The organism is Salinibacterium sp. NYA9b, from assembly GCF_976973725.1.
This window is the reverse complement of the sequence record NZ_OZ333476.1, coordinates 2,285,238-2,304,068: the sequence shown is the minus strand read 5'-3', so window position 1 is coordinate 2,304,068 and position 18,831 is coordinate 2,285,238. Positions and strand designations below refer to the sequence as shown.

Here is an 18,831-nt window from a genome sequence, read left to right as displayed (position 1 = left end):
GGCGCTAGACCTTGAGGCGCCAGTCCTCTTCGTCATCGCCACCGTCATCCGCCGCGGCTAGCTCACCCTGTATCGAGATGGGCATCGTGAACGAGCCCGTTGGCGGGTTGATCATCGTTGCCTCGTCGCGCCGGAACTGCAGAACGTTTTCTACATAGCTGCCAACCGCTTCAGCCAGCGGGATGTCGTGACCGGAATCCTGCGCGAGCTGACGACGGTGATCCAGCAGCTGGTGGAATGCCTCAGCAGGTTCAAGCTTGCCGCGCATCTCTTTCGGGATCGCGCGAATGACAGGTTCGAAGACGCGTGCTGCCCACTCATGGGCAAGCATCTCTTCGTCCATGTCTTGCTTGTCGAACGCGGCGCGGTAGGAGTCCATGTCATTGAGCAAGCGGCGAGCTTGGTTTTCTTGAGCATCGAGACCGGTCAACCGCAGCAGACGACGTGAGTGGTGTCCGGCATCCACAACCTTCGGCTGAATGCGCACGCGGGTGCCCGAGTCTTCCGTCTTGATGGCGAGTTCTTCGATGTCAAAGCCGAGAGCGTTGAGACGCTCAACGCGCTGGTTGATGCGCCAGCGTTCTGACTGGTCGAAGCGTTCGGAACCCGTGAGTTCCTGCCACAGCGTGCGGTACTGGGCGACGATGCCATTGCTGATCTCGACGGGGTCAATGTCTTGTTCGAGTCGTCCGCCGGCCTGCAGGTCGAGCAGTTCGCCCGCAATGTTGACGCGACCGATTTCGAGGTCGTTCTCGCGTTGACCATTCGACAGCCGGTCATACAGCTGCCCGGTCTCGGCATCCACGAGGTAGGCCGCGAACGCGCCAGCGTCACGGCGGAAAAGAGTGTTGGAGAGCGAAACATCGCCCCAGAAAAAGCCGACAATGTGCAGGCGAACCAGCAGCACCGCCAGAGCATCGACGAGTCGCCGAGCGGTCTCGGGGCGCAAGCTTTGGGAATACACAGCGCGGTAGGGGAGTGAGAAGCGCAAGTGTCGGGTAACAAGAACCGACTTCAGTTCTTCGCCATCGGCCGCCGTGCGGTTCGTGATGATCGCGAGCGGGTCAACACAGGGAACGTCGAGTTTCTGCAGCGTGCGCAGCATCTCGTACTCGCGCTTGGCGAGCTCGCTCGAGGTCTCTTTGATCGCCACGACGTAGCCGCTGAGATTGGCAAAGCGCACGAGGTGTCGCGAAATACCCTTCGGCAGGATCGCGATGGAATCATCGGGCCACAGCTCAAGCGGCAACTCCCACGGCAGATCCAGCAGGGCCGGATCGACGGTGGCGGCGGTGATGTTGACAGAACCAGTCATTCACGTGTCCTTGAAAATAGAACGAGCCCGCCAAACATCCGAACTGGGTTCGACGTCGACGGGCTCGATCGTAAAGCGGAAGTTAGCTTGCGACTACAGGCTTCTTGGTGAGGCGCAGGCCCGACTCGGTGTCGAACACGTGCACGTGGTGAGGCTCAGGGGTCAAGAAGACCTTGTCGCCAGCGTTCGGGTGCGAGCGGCCATCAACGCGAGCAACGATGTCAACACGCTCACCCTTGATTTCTGCGTGGCCGTAGAGGTAACCGTCAGCACCGAGTTCTTCAACCAGGTCAACATCAACGGGAAGACCGTTGCCCGTCGTCGAAACAATGACGTCTTCAGGACGGATGCCGATGGTGACGGTCTTAGCGTCGGTTTCGCCGAGGGTCTCAGCGTCAACCGCAACAACAGCGTCGCCGAACTGCAAGCCACCGTCGACAATGTCAACGCTGAAGAGGTTCATGGCTGGGCTGCCGATGAAGCCAGCAACGAAGATGTTCTGCGGTGCTTCGTACAGGTCGCGAGGAGTACCAACCTGCTGGAGGATGCCATCCTTGAGCACAGCGATGCGGTCACCCATGGTGAGCGCTTCGGTCTGGTCGTGAGTCACGTAAACCGTGGTGACTCCGAGGCGACGCTGCAGGCTAGCGATCTGCGTACGAGTCTGAACGCGAAGCTTGGCGTCCAAGTTCGACAGCGGCTCATCCATGAGGAAGACCTGAGGTTGGCGAACGATGGCGCGACCCATGGCAACGCGCTGACGCTGACCACCCGAGAGTGCCTTGGGCTTGCGGCTCAAGTAGGGCTCGAGGTCAAGAAGCTTCGCTGCTTCGAGTACGCGAGCGGCGCGCTCTTCCTTGTTGATGCCAGCGATCTTGAGCGCGAAGCCCATGTTCTCGGCAACCGTCATGTGTGGGTAAAGAGCGTAGTTCTGGAAGACCATGGCGATGTCGCGGTCTTTCGGCGGAACGTCGGTGACGTCGCGGTCGCCGATGAGGATGCTGCCATCGTTGACCTCTTCAAGGCCGGCGAGCATGCGAAGGCTGGTGGACTTGCCGCAACCCGATGGGCCGACAAGTACGAGGAATTCGCCGTCTTCTACGTGAAGATTCAGCTTGTCTACAGCGGGGACCGTTGATCCCGGGTAGAGACGTGTTGCATTGTCAAAAGTTACAGACGCCATTGTTCTAGTTTTCTCCTTCACCGGCAGGTACGTGCCGGACGATCCGTTGTGATGGACAGCGATCGAAATCGCGTTTCGTCATTATTGCACTCTTTTGGGGGGTGGATGACAGAGTGGTCCACCCCAGAACAGTGCGCATCTTAGGATTCGGTTGGGCAATTCCCAGAGATTTCTCCTAGGATTCGAGAGGTGCGCCGTCATTTCTGGGCGCCCCACACAGCGATATACACGGCAGATGAGGTTCGATTGAGCAACGGCAACCCCGGCGACAGCCGACTCAGCAAGAATGAGCGGCGCGAGGCAGCGCGCGAAAAGGCTCGCATTCAGCGTGACGAACAGAAGAAGAAGGATCGCCGCACGAAGTGGATTCTTCAGGGCAGCGTTGGCCTCGCGCTCGTCGCCATCGTCGCAGTAATCGCGCTCGTACTCGTGAACTCGAACCAGCCAGCAGGCCCAGGCCCGCAGAACTTTGCTAGCGACGGAATCCAGCTCAATCAGGGCTTCATCGCGACGACATCCGACGCTCAAGCAGCAGACGCTGAGCCCATCGCGAACGATCGCGACGAGGAATCCGGTGTTCTCGACATCCAGATGTATGTCGACTACCTGTGCCCGATTTGTGGTTCTTTCGAGCAGACCAACGGTGCCTACATTGAGAGCCTCGTTGCCAACGGTGCGGCAACTCTCGAAGTGCACCCGATCACGATTCTTGACCGTCTTTCGCAGGGTCAGCGTTACTCGTCACGTGCGGTCAACGCCGTTGCGTGTGTTGCAGACACTTCGCCGAACGACTTCTACGCGTACCACTCGCTGCTTCTCACCGAAGAGGTGCAGCCTGAAGAGAACACGAGCGGTCTCAGCAACGAAGAGCTCATCGAACTCTTGGATGTCGCCGGCGTCGAAAGCACCGACGCGATCGCCGAGTGCATCACCGATGAGAGCTTCAAGTCGTGGGTGAGCAACTCAACTGCTCGCGCTCTTTCGGACCCCATCCCCAACTCTGACGTCGGAGCGGTCACCGGAACCCCGACCGTTCTCGTCAACGGAATCAAGTACGAGGGTGCAGTAAACGACCTCGTCAGCTTCCAGGCATTCGTTACTCAAGCTGCCGGTGATGACTTCATCGAAAGCTCAACGCCTACGCCTACGCCGACACCTACTCCGTAGCTCGCGCTAGCGCACGAAACGGGCCCCCGATCCGGTTGGATCGGGGGCCCGTTTCGTTGTGCAGAGGAGCGCTGATTATCCGAAGGTGTACGAATACGCTTCGACGGGAAGCTGTAGATGTTGGTGCCCGATGAACACTTCTCGTGGCCGCCATAGTTCACGAACGAGCTTCTCGGTGGTCTGGTAGCTATCTTCACCGAACGTGATGTGACGGCCAACGACCTCAGCGCCAGCCTTGACGCTGGCCGGAACCTTCTCAAGGCGTACTCGGGGGAGTGGGCGTCGATGACGTTTAGGCCGAGGTCCTTGTTCTGCTCGTTGACGAGACCGCCCAAGTTGAGCTGTTCTGCAATCTGTGCTGAATTGCTGAATTGGTCTTTCAGTGCGCTCGTGTATTCGGGAACGAGGCCGAGAGCGAGAGCGTTCACACCGCAAACGCAACCGTTTACCTCATCGATGGTGTCCTCACCCCCGGTGCGTATTTTGTAGCAAAACTTACGGGGATCCGCGCCTGGCGCGGGTCCCCGTTTGTGCGTTAGGGCCCGTAGTTGCAGGGTTTCTGGTGCATCGCCACGGGGTAGACGCGGGGCTCTAGGGTCGTGAGGGCGATGCGCTTTCGTTACCTCGAGGCTTGACTTTCTTCCCTTGGCAGAGTTATTTTCTCTAAGTGAGCAATGAAGCCGTAAGCCGATTCGATGAGGCGACCTCTGTACGTGCGCAGGTCTTGACCATGCTGCGCGACAGCGGACCGTTGCCCCGAATTGAACTCGCCCGCCGCGCTCACCTCAGCCCCACCACCATCACCCGTGCCGTCAGCCAGCTCGTTGACGAAGGCGTGATCGTCGAGGGCAACTCGATCTCACCGACCAAGCTCGGTCGGCCCGCCACCGAGATTTCGATCGTCCGCGACGCGTTCGTCGTCGTCGGCGTTCAAGTGGGCGTCGGCTTCGTTCAGCTCGGTCTTATCGACCTGCTGGGCGGCACTGTGGCATCCAGCTCGCTCAGCTACGACATCGAGACCCCCGCCACCGAGGTCATGGTGGAGGCCGCGACCGCGATCAACGAACTTATAGCGGCATCGGAATATGACCAGTCGATGGTCATCGGCGTTGGAGTGGCCGTTCCTGGTCCCGTGGATGTCGCGGGCCGAAGCATCCTGCTCCCCATCAACCTGGACTGGCGCGATGTTCCCGTCGCCGACATCCTCGAACCGCTCACCGGACTTCCTGTCACCGTCGAGCACAACGTTCGCTCAATGGCGCTCGCCGAAGCCCGCTTCGGTGTCGCCAAAGACCTCGGCAGCGTTGCGTTCATCTACTTGCGCACCGGCCTCGGCGCTGGCCTCGTCGTTGAGGGGCAGCCCTTCGCTGGCGGCGTGCGTGGGGCCATTGAACTCGGTCACTTGCACGTTATCGACAACGGCATCGACTGCGTCTGCGGCGGAAACGGATGCCTCGAAACCATCGTGAGCGAAGGTGCCCTGCAGCGCCAGCTCGCCGAAGCCGGGCTCTCGAGCAACGGCGGGGGAGCACTCACCGCGCTGTACGCCGCGGCGGACACGAACGAGACCGCGCGAGCATCCATCGACTCGATCATCACCCAGTTGGCTACCGCAACATCGGCCATCGTCAACCTGCTCAACCCCGACGTGATTCTGCTGGGGGGCGCGCTCGCCGAGGTGCCCGAGGCTTTCTTCGAGCGCCTGACCGAACAGACCCGCCAACAAGTGTTTCCGCTCATCCGCCCTCTCGTTCGTATCGAGCCATCGTCGCTCGGCATGTACGCGGGAGTGCTCGGAGGCGGAACCGCTGCGCTTGAACGCTATTTCTACATCTAAACCACAACTTCTCCATCGAACCAAGAGGACCGGACAATGACGTCGAACAGGAACGTGACATGACAGATCGAAAGGCCGAACCAGAGGCCCTGACCATGGCAACACCGACAGCTATCGCTGAGGACACCGAAAAGGGCGAGCGTTCTCTCAAAGGGCTGTACGTCATCACGTTCTTCCTGGGCATTGGAATCTGGACGCTGAGCGCCGTACTCTCGCGCAACGCGCTCATCCCGACGCCCATCGATGTCGTTGCCAGCTTTGCGGAGCTCATCGCCAATGGAACCCTCTGGGGCCACACCGTGACGAGCCTCAGCCGAGTCACGACCGGATTCCTCCTCGGTGTCGCGCTGGCCATTCCCGCCGGCTTCCTCATGGGCTGGTACTGGCTGGCGCGGGGGTTGCTTGAGCCGTGGATTCAGTTCTTCCGCACCATCCCGCCGCTCGCGCTCATCCCGCTGGTCATCGTGATCCTCGGAATCGGTGAGACCGCGAAGATCTTCGTGATCTTCCTCGCCGCGTTCCTCTCCTGCGTGCTCGCGACCTTCCAGGGAGTGCGCAACGTGGACATCACCCTCATCAATGCCGCGCGAGTGCTCGGCGCCAAGGACTTCACGATCTTCACCCGCGTTGTCATTCCGGCATCCACCCCGTTCATCTTCGTCGGAATGCGCGTCGCGCTCGGTGCCTCGTGGGCGACCCTCGTGGCCTCGGAGCTGATCGCCGCCCCGACGGGTCTTGGACGGATGATGCAGCAAGCCGCCCAGTTCTTGCAAACCGACCGCATCGTCGTCGGCATCATCATGATCGGTGCGCTCGGCTTCATCATGGACCGTTTGCTTCTTCTCGCCGAACGGCGACTTACTCGCTGGCAGGAGACTCGCTAATGCCTCTCATCTCGATCAAAGACGTCACCAAGATCTACAACACGGAGCGCGGCCGCACGGTCAGCCTCGACCACGTCAGCCTCGACGTGGAGCAGGGCGAGTTCATCACTCTCGTCGGGCCAAGTGGCTGCGGCAAGTCCACGATGCTCAACCTCGTCGGCGGCTTGCTCATGCCGACCTCTGGTCAAGTGCTCGTGAACGACGAACCCGTCAAGGGCCCCGGCCCCGACCGCGGTGTGATCTTTCAGCAGTACGCACTGTTCCCGTGGCTTACCGCTCAAGAAAACGTTGAGTTCGGGCTTCGCCTGCAGAAGGTACCCAAGAAGGAGCGGGCCGAACGTGCCATGCACTACTTGAGCCTCGTCGGTCTTCAAGACTTCGCCAACGCGCTGCCCAAGGAACTTTCGGGCGGTATGAAGCAGCGTGCGGCAATTGCGCGGGCCTACGCCGTGCATCCATCAGTACTGCTCATGGATGAGCCATTTGGTGCCCTCGATGCCCTCACCCGGGTTCAGATGCAGGATGACCTGCTCGAGACCTGGGAAAAAGAAAAGCGCACCGTGGTGTTCATCACCCACGACGTTGACGAGGCCGTGTACCTCGCCAGCCGGGTGGTGGTCATGAGCCCACGCCCCGGTCGCATCAGCGAAATTATCGACGTTCCCCTCGCGTATCCACGCGGGGAGGAGATTCGGCTCTCTCCCGAGTTTGCCGAGATCCGCGCCAGAGTGTGGCGCGGAGTGCACCACCACGAATGACCCAACCACTCATTACCAATCAATCATCTCCAATCACAGGCAAGGACGCCCCATGAAGAAGAAAATGCTCGGCGCGGCAGCAGTCGCCGCAACATTTGCTCTCGCATTGACCGGTTGCACGACGGATGCCGGTAGCAACGAGAGCGGCGAAGAACTCGTCGCCATCAACGTCGGCTACATCGACACCAGCATCAACGGTGTCGGCATTATTGCCGTCGCTAATGAACAAGATCTCTGGACCAAGGCTGGCCTCGACGTCAACCTCGTTCCCTTCACCAACGGCCCGACGCAGATCCAGGCTATGGCCAGTGGCTCGCTCGACGTTGGTTACATCGGTGGTGGCGCCATGTGGATGCCCGCCTCAGGCCAGGGCACCGTCATCACCCCCAACGAGAGCACCTTTGGTGACTTCCTCATTGCTTCGCCCGAGTCGGGGGCAACCGAAATGGCCGACCTCAAGGGACTCAAGATTGGTGTTCCGGATGGCGGATCGGGCGAAATGATTCTCGCACTCGCCCTCGAAGAAGCCGGCCTCACCGAAGCTGACATCGAGCGCATCCCGCTGGACCCGCCGAGCGTCGTTTCGGCATTCGTTGCTGGCCAGATCGATGTCGCAGCAATCTTCTCGCCCTTGAGCGACCAGATCTTCGAGTCGGTTCCTGACGCTCAGGTCATTGCTAACAACGTCGACTTCCCCGAAACCGAGTTCCTCGGAGCCTGGGTTGCCTCGAACGACGCGATTGCCGACAAGAGCGAAGCGCTTACCCGCTTCCTCGAGGTCTTCATCGAAGCGAACGACTACCGCATCTCCGACACCGAAGACACTGTTGCTCTCTCAGCTGCGCTCTCGGGTGCTCCCGCAGAACAGCTTCAGAGCCAGGCCGATGGACTCGAATGGTGGACATCTGACCAGATCTTGGCTGACAACGCCGACGGATCAACCTACGAGCGTTTCGGTTCCTTCACGCAGCTGTTCCTTGACGTCGGTCGCCTGACGGCAGACGAAGCTGCAGCACCGGAGGACTTCATCAACGTGGACCTCTTCGCCGCAGCCAAAGACAACCTCAAGTGACCGGTCGGCTAGGGACCGGTGATCCGGTCCGAATAGGGATCGTGGGCGCCGGGTTCGTAGCCGACTTCTACCTTCGAGCACTCGGCAGCATCCGCGGGCATGACGTAACAGTTGTTGCGGCACGCTCGGCGGAGTCGGGGACAGCATTCGCGGAACGCTTTGGCATTCCGGTAGTTGTCTCCACTGTCGCTGAACTCGTGGAGCGCGACGATGTCGACATCGTCATCGTCGCGCTCCCGCAAGACCAACACGTGGCAGTTGTTGCCGCTGCGGCGGCCGCGGGCAAGGGCATCATTTGCACCAAGCCGCTCGGCCGTAACTCCGCCGAAGCTGCCGAGTGTCTGCGACTCGTTCGCGACGCAGGCGTCTGGCACGCCTACGCCGAAACCGAAGTGTTTGCTCCGGGCCTCGTGAAAGCGAAAGAACTCGTGGATGCCGGCGCCGTTGGCCGAGTGACCTCGGTTCGAGCGCGGGAATCTCACGGGCATCCGCACAAGCACGCTCGCGATGTTTCGCGCTCTGGCGGCGGACCACTGCGTGCTCTCGGCTGCCACTGTGTAGCGATCGGCCGCTGGTTCATCGGCTACGACACCGCCCCCAAGGAAGTCTTTGCGTGGGGTGCACGACTCTCGCGCGATGACGTCGAAACGGAAGACACCGCTGTGGCGCTCATCCGTTTCGAGGATGACCGTATGGCTCAGGTCGAAGTGAGCTGGGGCCACATTGCCGGGTTGGATGTGCGCAACGAGATTCACGGAACCGCGGGCTGGATCGGCACCGACGAAACCGGCGAGACGGGCATCCGTGCCTTCGCAGGAAACCCCGCTGACTATGTCGTCGAAAAAGCCGGAGCCGCAACCGGCTGGATCACCCCGGTGCCCGACGAGCCCTGGGTGTATGGCTACCACGGGGAACTCACCCACTTCGTGGAGTGCTACCGCGCGGGCGTCGAGCCCCGCCAAACCTTTGTTGATGGCTACATCGACAACGCAATCATTGATGCCGCGTATCGCTCCATGGAGGTCGGAACCTGGGTTCCGATCGACATGTCCGCGGTCTAACGCAGCACGCTGAACGACGAAAGAACACTAATGACTGAGAAAGCCACGCGCCGCCCCAACATCGTGATGATCCTCACCGATGATCACGCCTCGCACGCCATCGGTGCGTATGGGTCGGTAGTGAACCAGACTCCGCGCATCGACGAGATCGCGCAGCGGGGATGGAAGCTCGACAACTGCTTCGCGACCAACTCACTGTGTTCGCCGAGTCGGGCATCCATTCTCACCGGGACATATAGTCACATCAACGGTGTCAGCACGCTTGTGACGCCGATCGATGCGAGCCAGCCGACCTTCGTGTCGCAGCTGAAAGAGGCCGGCTACCGCACCGCCATCGTCGGCAAGTGGCACATGGGCGATGGCGGAGAAGCTGACCCCCAGAACTTTGACTACTGGGATGTGCTCATTGAGCAGGGCGAGTACCACGATCCAAAATTCTTGAACCCGGATGGCCTGCGCACCGTTCCGGGTTATGCGACTGACATCATCACCGACCTGTCGCTCAAGTGGGTCGATGAGCTCGAGGGTGACGACCCGTGGTGCGTTCTGATTTACCACAAGGCACCGCACCGCCCGTGGGAGCCCGACGAAAAGCACGCCGGAATGTACTCCGACCCCATCCCAGTGCCCGCGACGTTCACCGATGACTACGAAACGCGCACGTCGTCGGCTCGCCGGGCCGCGATGCGCATCGCCGAAAATCTCAACGAAGACGACCTCAAGCAGACACCACCCGAGGGGCTCACGTATGACGAGCTCGCTCTGTGGAAGTACCAGCGCTTCATGGAGGACTACCTCGCGTGCGTCGCCTCCGTCGATGACAACGTTGGCCGCGTCACCGACTGGCTCACAGAGCGCGGCGACTTCGACAACACCCTTCTCATGTACAGCTCAGACCAAGGCTTCTTCTTGGGCGACCACGGTTGGTTCGACAAGCGCTTCATGTACGAAGAATCGTTGCGGATGCCGTTCGTGCTCAGCTATCCAGCTCAGCTGGCGGCCGGCAAGTCGTACGAGGGCATCGTGACCAATGTTGACCTCGCGCAAACGATTCTCGACGCCGCCGGGGTCGAACACCACCCGCGGATGCAGGGCCGCAGCCTCTGGCCCGACCTCATCGAAACTCCGGATGTCGAACCCGCCGAGGGCATGTACTACCGCTACTGGGAGAACGACGATGTCTTCCATCGCGCGCCCGCCCACTACGGCTACCGCACCGACCGCTACAAGCTGATCTTCTTCTACAACGACGGATTGGGTGTGCCAGGAACTGGGCCGTTCTCGTACCCCTCCGAGTGGGAAATGTACGACCTCGAAACCGATCCCGACGAACTCAACAACGTCTACGGAACGGCCGAATACGCCGAAGTCGAAGCAGGTATGAAAGTCAAAATGTGGAAGGCGCAGGCGTCATTCAAGGATGAGCCGCACCCCAGCCAGCCGAAACCGGTTGGCATCTAAAGAACTTTTCGAAAGTTTTTTCAGGGCACGTGTCGATTCGGCACGTGCCCTGCGTCATGTCAGTGAGGGCAGGGAAATCCCCGGCCCCGAAAGGACATGATGACGCTGAACTTTCTGGCAATCGCGGTAGCCACGGTGGCAGGGATGCTCGTCGGGTGGGCCTGGTTTTCACCAGCGCTTCTCGGCAAGCCGTGGGCGGCGCGTGCCGGGATAGATCTGGCTGCGAAAACTCCCGGGTGGGCGTATCTATTGGCGCTTGTGGCCACGGCCATAACGGCAACGGCGCTGGCGCTTGCAGCAGCGATCACCCACGACCAGTTTGGTGGTTCGTTTCTGACCGTGACGTTGGCTGTGGCATCCATTGGCTGGCTCGGTTTTACCGCGTCGCGGAACGCTGTCGAGTATCTTTTTGAGAAGAAGTCCCCGACGCTGTTTGCGATCGATATGGGTCATCAACTTGCAGTTCTCATCGTCATGTCCGTTGTTATTGGCCTTTTTGGCCACACTTCACAAATCGGTTAGGGAGAAAAACATGCAGTACATGATCCTGATTCATTCTGAACCCATGGACGGCCCGAACCCGGGAGAGCCCGGATTCGACGAGATGATGGCGCCCTGGATGGCCTACAACCAGAAGCTCATTGATGGCGGCCACTATGTTGCGGCCGACCAGCTGCAGGGCGTCGAGACCGCGACCACGATTCGCCGGGCCTACGGTGCCGGCGACACGATCGTCGATGGCCCGTTCGCTGAGACCAAGGAGCACTTCGGCGGCTTCTACATTGTGGAAGCTAAAGACTTGGATGAGGCGCTTGCGCTCGCTGCCGAGGTTCCGATTCCGGCCGGCTCGCTCGAGGTTCGCCCGGTGGTGCCCTCGTAGCGTGCCTGACAACTCAGAGGCGGTCACCCGCCTGGCGCGTGAGGAGAGTGGGCATGTGCTCGCTCTTCTCACGCACCGCTTTGGGCTCGACGTTGCCGATGACGCGGTGCAGGATGCGCTCGTTGAAGCGCTGAACTGGGGCAGCGTTCCTGACAACCCCGCCGCGTGGCTCTATACGGTCGCGCGTAATCGGGCGGTAGACCGTGTGCGACGAGAGGCTGCGGCTGCTCGACGACTAGCGCGAGCAGCGCCCGATCTTGTGCAGGCCGCAGAGCGCAACGGCGCCAGCGGCGGGCACGGCGGACTCGGCGGCAACCAGGAGGAGGTGCCCGAAATGATCGATGATGCTCACTATTCGGGCGACGAACACCTGCGGCTGCTGCTGCTCTGTTGTCACCCGGCGCTGAGTCGAGACACCCAAGTGGCACTGACCCTCCGGCTCGTCGGCGGCCTCACGACGGCGGAGATTGCCGCGGCATTCTTGCTGCCCGAGCAGACCCTCGCGCAACGAATCGTGCGGGCGAAGCGCAAGATCCGCGACGCGGGCATCCCGCTCAGCATCCCCGAAGACCTCACGTCGAGAGTCGATGCCCTGCTCACCGTGGTGTATCTCATTTTCAACGAGGGCTATCTCTCGCGGGGGAGTGCGGCAGGCGCCCGCATCGACCTCGTGGAAGAAGCGATTCGACTCACGATCACCGCGCGCGAGCTGCTCCCCGGCAATACCGAAGTCGAAGGCCTATTAGCGCTGGAGCTGTACGCTCGCGCCCGCCACGACACTCGCTTTCGCGGCGACGAACTGATTCTCCTTGAGCATCAGGATCGCACCCGCTGGGATGGCGAACTCATCGAGCAAGCGAACGGGCTTCTGGGTGGCGCGTTGAGTCGCCTGCAGCCGGGGCCATTCCAAACCCAAGCGGTGATTGCGCGTCACCATGCCACCGCGCGCACTGCTGCCGACACCGACTGGTCGGCTATCGCATCCGCCTATGCCGTGCTGCTGGCTATGACGGGTGGATCGCCCGTGGTGGCGCTCAATCGCGCCGTCGCGGTGTCAATGGCCGATGGCCCCGATGCGGGCTTGCGGTTACTCAACGACGTCACCGGTCTTGACAGCTATCACCTGTACTGGGCGACTCAAGCGGAGCTGCTGCTGCGTGCCGGTGACGCGGATGCCGCGGCCATCGCCTTCGCCCGAGCGCGCGAACTGGCTATGAATGCCGCCGAGCAGCAGCATCTCGATCGCCGTATCGCGCAACTGCCCGAGTAGCTCCAGCGGAGTCCCGCTCGCCCCGCAGTTAGGGCCGCTTCGGAGCGGGCGTCGGCTGCGCATAGTGGTGCTCGCCATTCGCGCCCTTTTCCACGACGTCCCGGATGCGGGCTGCGCGCACCGCTGGCGTCTTGATGCCGGTAAGGCGCGCATAGATCTGAAAGCGTTCGCTCCGGGTGAGGCTGGCGTGGAACTCCGCCGAGGCGGGGTTTGCGTCGAGGGCGGCCTGAAGGTCGGGGGGAGTCGTCATGTTCTTCTGGCTGTAGGCGGCATCCCAGCGGCCATCCGCTTGGGCGCGTTCGACTTCGGCGAGACCGCCGGGGCGCATCGTTCCCTCCTCGATGAGGCGAGCAACATGGTCGCGATTTACTTGTGACCACGGGCTGTTCTTGCGGCGCGGAGTGAACGCTTGCAGCGTGTAGTCGTCGTCGAGGCGTGCCATTTGACCATCGATCCATCCGAAGCACAGGGCAACGTCGAGCGCTTCGCTCCAGGTGATCCCAGTGGCCTTCGATAGTTTCTTGCGCAGTTTGAGGCGCACGCCCTCGAGCGAGGGCTCGCTTTCAAGGTAAGCCGTCCACTCGGCGATGGTGACGTCGAGGATGGGTTTGTCGGCGAAGCTGGCCACGGTGAAGTCCTCCTAGAGTGCGTCGCCCTCAAGCATCGCACCATCCACTGACGGCTACTCCTGCTCGCTGAACAAACACTGATTCGTTGCTGGGCGCGAATCGGGCGTTGAATAGACTCATGCGAGCTACTTACATTTACGGCGCCGGCGATGTCCGCGTCATCACTGCCCCTGACCCCAAGCTCATCGAGAGCACCGACGCAGTCGTTCGCATTACGCGGGCGTGCGTGTGCGGCAGCGATCTGCACCCCTTCCATTCGATGCCAGCGGATGCGGATGCTCGCCCCATCGGCCACGAATTCATCGGCGTTGTCGAAGAGCTCGGCAAAGACGTTTCTACGCTCAAGGTCGGCGACTTCGTCATCGCGCCCTTCGCGTACTCCGACGGAACCTGCGAGTTCTGCCTCGAAGGGCTCCAGACCTCGTGCATCCACGGTGGCTACTGGGGCAACGGTGGCATCACGGGCGGCCAGGCCGAAGCCGTGCGCGTGCCCTTCGCTGACGGCACCCTCGTGAAGGTTCCCGGCACCGTTGACGAGTCACAGTACGCCGGCCTCTTGTCTCTCTCTGACGTCTATGCCACCGGCTGGCACGCCGCCTACAAGGCTCGCGTCGCTCCCGGCCAGACCGTTACCGTGATCGGTGACGGCGCTGTCGGCCTCCTCGCTGTGCTCTCTGCCAAGCAGATGGGTGCTGAGCGCATCATCCTCATGGGGCGCCACAAGGCACGCACCGACCTTGGCATCCACTTCGGAGCCACGGATGTCGTAGCCGAGCGGGGCGAAGAAGGCATCGCCATGGTGCGCGAACTCACCGGCGGCTCCGGAAGCCACGCGGTTCTCGAAGCTGTCGGCTTCATGCCCGCCTACGAGCAGGCCCTCGGGGTCGTTCGTGCCGGCGGAGTGATCAGCCGTGTCGGCGTTCCGCAGTACGAGAATGCCCCGGTCGGCCGCGGCAGTCTCTTCGGCAAGAACGTCGGCCTTGTCGGCGGTGTGGCCCCCGCTCGCGCCTACATCGAGCAACTGCTGCCTGGTGTGCTCGACGGAACCGTAAACCCCGGCCTCGTCTTCGACCAGACCGTGAAACTCGAGCAGACCCCCGACGGCTACGCCGCGATGGATGAGCGCACCGCTCTCAAGGTGATGGTCGACCCGACGTAGCAGTCGCGCGGCATCCCGACGACTAGCGGGAGGGCTCAATGCAGCCTGCGGACGACGTGGATGCTCTGCCAGAAATCGAAAATCACGCCGTGTAGGGTTGTTTCGTCATCTGGTCGCGCGTTCACGGATCCACGTGGAGAACGACTTCAGCCGCAGGCTTATAGTGCGAGGAAACCCTATGAAGGCAACATTTCTTTACGGCGCGGGCGACGTCCGAGTGGAGACAGTAGCGGACCCGGTGATCCAGCTTCCGACAGACGCTATCGTCCGGGTGGTTCGTGCGTGTGTCTGTGGCTCAGACTTGCACCCGTATCACACGCGTAAGCCAGGCCTGGTTGGTGCTCCGATGGGCCACGAGATGGTCGGAGTAGTCGAAGAAATCGGCTCTGAGGTTTCTACCGTGAAGCGAGGGGACCTCGTCGTCGCCACGTTTACGTACCAAGACAACACCTGCGTTTTCTGCCAAGAGGGATTCCACACATCGTGCCTCCACGGCGGCTTCTACAACAAGCCCGAAGTCGGCGGCTTCCAAGCGGAATACGCGCGGGTGCCGCAGGCTGACGGCAGCCTGGTGACGGTGCCGGGCATCGACGAGAACAGTGAACTTATTCCGTCGCTTCTCGCCCTGTCCGATGTTTACCTCACTGGCTATCACGCCGCGCACATGGGGCGGGTCGGTGCGGGACAGACGGTGACGGTGATCGGCGACGGCGCGGTCGGGTTGTCGGCCGTACTGGCGTCAAAGAAGCTCGGGGCCGAGCGGGTCATCCTCATGGGGCGGCATCAGTCGCGCACTGATCTCGGTGTCGAGTTCGGGGCAGACGAGATCGTGGCCGAGCGCGGAGAAGAAGGAGTCGCCCGGGTGCGCGAACTCACCCGCGGCGAGGGTAGCCACGTCGTTATCGAGGCGGTTGGCCACTTCCCGGCATACCAGCAAGCTTTGGGATCCGTCCGTGTGGGCGGCACCATCTCGCGCGTAGGCGTTCCCCAGTATTCCGAGGCTCCGATCGGATGGGGTTCACTCTTCAGCCGCAACATTACGCTCACGGGTGGCCCCGCCCCCGTGCGCGCCTACATCGAATCCGCGCTCCAGGACGTGCTCGACGGCTCGATCGCCCCGGGTCGCGTCTTCGACCGCGTCGTGGGTATCGACGAGGTTGCACTGGGATACGCCGCCATGGACTCGCGCGAGAGCCTCAAGGTGATGGTCGCCTTCTAAGCCCTGAGCTGGTTTCTCGTCAGCGGGACCACGAGCTGTGGTCTCGTCAGCGGGACCATGACTGGAGCGCGGTGATAGCCCGGTCGAGGTATTCATCGCGAACCGTCACGGCAAAGCGCACGAATTGCGTGCCGCTCGGACCGTAGAACTCGCCGGGCGAGACAAGCACGCCGATGTCGGCGAGCGCCATCGCGGTATCAATTCCGCTTTCGCCCCGCGTGGCCCAGAGGTACAGGCCGCTTTCCGAGCCGTGAATCTGGAGTCCGGCTGCCTCGACGGCAACTCGGAGACGCTCGAGGCGGGAGGTGTAGAGGGCGCGCTGCTCGGCCACGTGCTCATCATCGGACAGGACTGCGCTGAGCACCTGCTGCACGGGCGCGGGGACCATGAGACCTAGGCTGCGGCGCTTCGACGCGATCTTTCCGATCAGTTGCTCGTCTCCGGCGATCATGCCGCCTCGGTACCCAGCCATGTTGGACTGCTTGCTGACCGAATAGCAGGCGAGAACCTGGCTCATGTCGTCGCCAACTACTCTGGGGTCGAGGATAGAGGGGATCCGCTGCCCGTCGACCTCATTCAACACGGCGTAGCACTCGTCGCCGACGATCACCGCACCGAGCTCACGAGCTCGGGCGACAGCACGACGCAACTCCTCAACGGTCAAGGTCTGACCGTCGGGGTTGCGAGGGGAGTTCAGCCAAATGAGTTTGGTCCCTTCAGGCCACTTGGCCGGATCGTCCTCAGCAACGACGCTGGCACCCACGGCGAGCGCCCCCGCTTCATAGGCGGGATAAGCCAGTGCGGGGCGTACCACGACGTCATCCGCGCCGAGCCCGAGCAAGAATGGCAGTAGACCCAATAGCTCTTTGGACCCGATCGTGGGTAGAACACCCTCTCGATTGAGAGGGACGCCACGTACGCGGTCGAACCAGTTCACCATCGCGTCACGCAACTCGACGACCCCAATGGTCAGGGGATAGCCAGGTGCGCCGCCCGCTGAAGCCAGCGCATCAATAAAGACTTGCGGCGTCGGGTCGACAGGGGACGCGGTCGCGAGGTCGGCAAACCCGCCCGGGTGGGCGACTGCGCGACGGCGGAGCTCGGCCGACACCTCCATCGCTGAAGGGCTCACAGGAGCCGAAGACCCCACGGGGGCGCTCACGCGGCTACTCCGGAGCAGCGAATCGAGCGAATCGATACCGCCAGGGGAAGGGGCGATCGGGCTCCGGTGTGGTTAAAGAAAGCATCCATGTCATCCATAAAATCAGCGCTTCCTATGAATCTCATGGACGTGAACAGCCCATTGGTGTTGTGGGCACCGCTTTTAGGGTGATGAATGACCCGACGTAATAGACGTGTGGCACTCCGCCGACGGCCACTGGTTAAACAGCGATGTCGAGGACAGCTAGGGTTAAAACAACCCCGACTGCCCTCGACATCTTTGCTGGGCCTCCTGTCGGATTCGAACCGACGACCCCCGCTTTACAAGAGCGGTGCTCTAGCCAGCTGAGCTAAGGAGGCTTGGGCCAACGCCCTATTTTAGACATGACTTCACCTATGCTCCCAACCAACCCGCGCAGTCGCCGTCGCGCGCTCGCCGGAATCATCGCTGCAATCGTCGCTGGAGCCCTTGTTGCAGGCCAAAGTCGCATCAATGGAGAGCTCGCAGTAGAACTTCACGATTCGACTCTCGCGGCCCTCATTTCGTTCGGATCAGGGCTCGTCATCCTCACTCTGATCGTTCCGTTTGTGCCGAGTGCACGCGCCGGCTTCCGCACCCTGGGCGTCGAAGTGAGAAGCAAACGTCTTCCCTGGTGGTATCTCACCGGTGGAACCTTTGGCGCATTTTTCGTGCTCACTCAAGGTCTCGCTGCAACAGCCCTCGGAGTAGCGCTGTTCACCGTTGCGGTAGTGGCGAGTCAAACCATTAGCTCTGCGGTCATCGACCGAGTCGGAATCGGCAGCCTGCAGAAGCGGCCCGTTACTCCGCTCCGAGTGGCGGCATCCGCCCTCGCCGTGGGCGCAGTCATTTTTTCGGGGCTGTCAGACCTGCGCCTCGACGGACCCTTCCTGCTGGTGTTCTTGCCGCTTGCCGCTGGCTTCGGGATCGGATGGCAGCAAGCCATCAATGGTCACGTGCGGCATGTGACGCGTTCGCCGCTCACCGCGACCTACGTCAACTTCATTGCGGGCACCTCGGTGCTGGCAATCGCAGCGATCGTTTTTGGTTTTGTTGGCGGCTGGCAGCACGAGTTCCCCACCGACCTGACGCTGTATCTCGGGGGAGCGATCGGCGTGATCTTCATCATCGTTGCCGCAGTGCTCGTGCCCATCACCGGAGTGCTGTTCTTTGCGCTTGGCTCGATCGCCGGGCAATTGCTCGGAGCGCTCGCTCTCGAACTTCTTTTGCCCACAGACAGCGATGGGGTGGCACCAACCACCATAATCGGCGTGGTACTCACCCTCATCGCAGTGGCGATCGCTTCGCTCTCAGGCAAGCGACCGCCCAAAACGCTGCTGTCGAACTAGTCCTGCTCGTCGAACTCCAGCGAGCTCGAGTTCAAGCAGAAACGGTCACCGGTCGGTGTCTGGCTGGCGTCGTCAAAAAGATGTCCGAGGTGCGAGCCGCAGGTTGCACAGACAACCTCGGTGCGCACCATCCCGAGTGAGCGGTCTTCACGCAGCTCAACAGCATCCGGGTTGATTGCTTCGTAGAAGCTTGGCCATCCCGAACCGGAGTCGAACTTGGTGTCGCTCTTGAACAGTTCTGCGCTGCACGCACCGCAACGGTAGGTTCCCGCACGCTTTTCGTCGAGAAGGGCGCCAGACCACGGACGGTCGGTGCCGGCTTCACGCAGCACTGAAAACTTGATTCCGAGCTCTTCGCGCCATTGCTCGTCTGTCTTAGTCACCTTGTACGTCATGTGGTCTCCTCT

At 61.6% G+C, this 18,831-nt stretch carries 19 protein-coding genes and 1 tRNA gene; 14 read left to right on the top strand and 6 right to left on the bottom strand.

The annotated features are described in order from the left end of the window. Positions 1-4: 4 nt before the first annotated feature. Complete coding sequence (locus ACWFSR_RS11065; protein ID WP_197106292.1) at positions 5-1,315, bottom strand: DUF4032 domain-containing protein; 1,311 nt, start codon at positions 1,313-1,315, stop codon at positions 5-7. A gap of 82 nt (positions 1,316-1,397) precedes the next feature. Beyond that, complete coding sequence (locus ACWFSR_RS11060) at positions 1,398-2,498, bottom strand: ABC transporter ATP-binding protein (protein ID WP_197106291.1); 1,101 nt, start codon at positions 2,496-2,498, stop codon at positions 1,398-1,400. Between the two features lie 246 nt (positions 2,499-2,744). On the opposite strand from ACWFSR_RS11060, the gene ACWFSR_RS11055 reads away from it, so the two are divergent. From ACWFSR_RS11055 to ACWFSR_RS11005, 11 genes are all read left to right on the top strand, one after another. Beyond that, the gene (locus ACWFSR_RS11055; RefSeq protein ID WP_231599652.1) at positions 2,745-3,665 is read left to right on the top strand and encodes a DsbA family protein; all 921 of its coding nucleotides are present in this window, start codon (positions 2,745-2,747) and stop codon (positions 3,663-3,665) included. Positions 3,666-3,900: 235 nt separating this feature from the next. Next, entirely contained in the window at positions 3,901-3,954 is a 54-nt protein-coding gene (locus ACWFSR_RS11050) for a hypothetical protein (protein WP_197107171.1), read from the top strand. Between the two features lie 378 nt (positions 3,955-4,332). Further along, positions 4,333-5,502: an ROK family transcriptional regulator gene (locus ACWFSR_RS11045; protein WP_197109559.1), complete on the top strand. Its 1,170-nt coding sequence runs from the start codon at positions 4,333-4,335 to the stop codon at positions 5,500-5,502. A gap of 59 nt (positions 5,503-5,561) precedes the next feature. After that, a complete protein-coding gene (locus ACWFSR_RS11040; RefSeq protein WP_231599653.1) occupies positions 5,562-6,386 on the top strand; it encodes an ABC transporter permease in 825 nt (274 codons plus the stop codon). Next, complete coding sequence (locus tag ACWFSR_RS11035) at positions 6,386-7,144, top strand: ABC transporter ATP-binding protein (RefSeq protein ID WP_197106288.1); 759 nt, start codon at positions 6,386-6,388, stop codon at positions 7,142-7,144. The genes ACWFSR_RS11040 and ACWFSR_RS11035 overlap by 1 nt, the downstream gene beginning before the upstream one ends. Before the next feature lie 52 nt (positions 7,145-7,196). Further along, positions 7,197-8,216, top strand: a complete 1,020-nt coding sequence (locus ACWFSR_RS11030; protein ID WP_197106287.1) for an ABC transporter substrate-binding protein — start codon at positions 7,197-7,199, stop codon at positions 8,214-8,216. Next, positions 8,213-9,277 (top strand): Gfo/Idh/MocA family protein, encoded by a 1,065-nt coding sequence (locus ACWFSR_RS11025; RefSeq protein ID WP_447522385.1) that lies wholly within the window; start codon positions 8,213-8,215, stop codon positions 9,275-9,277. Before ACWFSR_RS11030 ends, ACWFSR_RS11025 begins: the two co-directional genes overlap by 4 nt. Positions 9,278-9,307: 30 nt before the next feature. Further along, entirely contained in the window at positions 9,308-10,738 is a 1,431-nt protein-coding gene (locus ACWFSR_RS11020) for a sulfatase family protein (protein WP_447522384.1), read from the top strand. A gap of 99 nt (positions 10,739-10,837) precedes the next feature. Further along, positions 10,838-11,260, top strand: coding sequence for a DUF1761 domain-containing protein (locus ACWFSR_RS11015; protein ID WP_447522383.1), 423 nt, complete (start codon positions 10,838-10,840; stop codon positions 11,258-11,260). 10 nt (positions 11,261-11,270) lie between these two features. Further along, a complete protein-coding gene (locus ACWFSR_RS11010; RefSeq protein ID WP_447522382.1) occupies positions 11,271-11,618 on the top strand; it encodes a YciI family protein in 348 nt (115 codons plus the stop codon). A gap of 1 nt (position 11,619) precedes the next feature. Further along, complete coding sequence (locus tag ACWFSR_RS11005; RefSeq protein ID WP_447522381.1) at positions 11,620-12,888, top strand: RNA polymerase sigma factor; 1,269 nt, start codon at positions 11,620-11,622, stop codon at positions 12,886-12,888. 28 nt (positions 12,889-12,916) lie between these two features. Here the strand turns inward: ACWFSR_RS11005 and ACWFSR_RS11000 are convergent, their stop codons facing one another. Further along, positions 12,917-13,516 carry a YdeI/OmpD-associated family protein gene (locus ACWFSR_RS11000; RefSeq protein WP_447522380.1) on the bottom strand — a complete coding sequence of 200 codons (600 nt, stop codon included), beginning with the start codon at positions 13,514-13,516 and terminating at the stop codon, positions 12,917-12,919. A 119-nt stretch (positions 13,517-13,635) separates the two neighbouring features. Between ACWFSR_RS11000 and ACWFSR_RS10995 the strand changes: the two genes are divergently transcribed. Both ACWFSR_RS10995 and ACWFSR_RS10990 read left to right on the top strand, forming a co-directional pair. Further along, positions 13,636-14,676, top strand: coding sequence for an alcohol dehydrogenase catalytic domain-containing protein (locus ACWFSR_RS10995; protein ID WP_197109566.1), 1,041 nt, complete (start codon positions 13,636-13,638; stop codon positions 14,674-14,676). A 178-nt stretch (positions 14,677-14,854) separates the two neighbouring features. Continuing rightward, complete coding sequence (locus ACWFSR_RS10990) at positions 14,855-15,895, top strand: zinc-binding dehydrogenase (RefSeq protein WP_447522379.1); 1,041 nt, start codon at positions 14,855-14,857, stop codon at positions 15,893-15,895. 46 nt (positions 15,896-15,941) lie between these two features. On the opposite strand, the gene dapC is transcribed toward ACWFSR_RS10990, so the two are convergent. Continuing rightward, a complete protein-coding gene (gene dapC / locus ACWFSR_RS10985; protein ID WP_447522378.1) occupies positions 15,942-17,027 on the bottom strand; it encodes a succinyldiaminopimelate transaminase in 1,086 nt (361 codons plus the stop codon). A 315-nt stretch (positions 17,028-17,342) separates the two neighbouring features. Beyond that, positions 17,343-17,416 (bottom strand) — tRNA-Thr (locus ACWFSR_RS10980). A gap of 36 nt (positions 17,417-17,452) precedes the next feature. On the opposite strand from ACWFSR_RS10980, the gene ACWFSR_RS10975 reads away from it, so the two are divergent. Further along, positions 17,453-18,424, top strand: a complete 972-nt coding sequence (locus ACWFSR_RS10975) for a DMT family transporter (protein ID WP_197106279.1) — start codon at positions 17,453-17,455, stop codon at positions 18,422-18,424. Here the strand turns inward: ACWFSR_RS10975 and msrB are convergent. Beyond that, positions 18,421-18,819, bottom strand: a complete 399-nt coding sequence (gene msrB, locus ACWFSR_RS10970) for a peptide-methionine (R)-S-oxide reductase MsrB (RefSeq protein WP_197106278.1) — start codon at positions 18,817-18,819, stop codon at positions 18,421-18,423. The two genes, ACWFSR_RS10975 and msrB, sit on opposite strands and share 4 nt — an antisense overlap. Positions 18,820-18,831 lie beyond the last annotated feature (12 nt).

Coding starts and splice junctions, on each gene's coding strand:
- ACWFSR_RS11065 (WP_197106292.1), bottom strand. CDS start 1,315: ATGACTGGTTCTGTCAACATCACCGCCGCCACCGTCGATCCGGCCCTG.
- ACWFSR_RS11060 (WP_197106291.1), bottom strand. CDS start 2,498: ATGGCGTCTGTAACTTTTGACAATGCAACACGTCTCTACCCGGGATCA.
- ACWFSR_RS11040 (WP_231599653.1), top strand. CDS start 5,562: ATGACAGATCGAAAGGCCGAACCAGAGGCCCTGACCATGGCAACACCG.
- ACWFSR_RS11035 (WP_197106288.1), top strand. CDS start 6,386: ATGCCTCTCATCTCGATCAAAGACGTCACCAAGATCTACAACACGGAG.
- ACWFSR_RS11030 (WP_197106287.1), top strand. CDS start 7,197: ATGAAGAAGAAAATGCTCGGCGCGGCAGCAGTCGCCGCAACATTTGCT.
- ACWFSR_RS11020 (WP_447522384.1), top strand. CDS start 9,308: ATGACTGAGAAAGCCACGCGCCGCCCCAACATCGTGATGATCCTCACC.
- ACWFSR_RS11015 (WP_447522383.1), top strand. CDS start 10,838: ATGACGCTGAACTTTCTGGCAATCGCGGTAGCCACGGTGGCAGGGATG.
- ACWFSR_RS11010 (WP_447522382.1), top strand. CDS start 11,271: ATGCAGTACATGATCCTGATTCATTCTGAACCCATGGACGGCCCGAAC.
- ACWFSR_RS10995 (WP_197109566.1), top strand. CDS start 13,636: ATGCGAGCTACTTACATTTACGGCGCCGGCGATGTCCGCGTCATCACT.
- ACWFSR_RS10990 (WP_447522379.1), top strand. CDS start 14,855: ATGAAGGCAACATTTCTTTACGGCGCGGGCGACGTCCGAGTGGAGACA.
- ACWFSR_RS10975 (WP_197106279.1), top strand. CDS start 17,453: ATGCTCCCAACCAACCCGCGCAGTCGCCGTCGCGCGCTCGCCGGAATC.
- msrB (WP_197106278.1), bottom strand. CDS start 18,819: ATGACGTACAAGGTGACTAAGACAGACGAGCAATGGCGCGAAGAGCTC.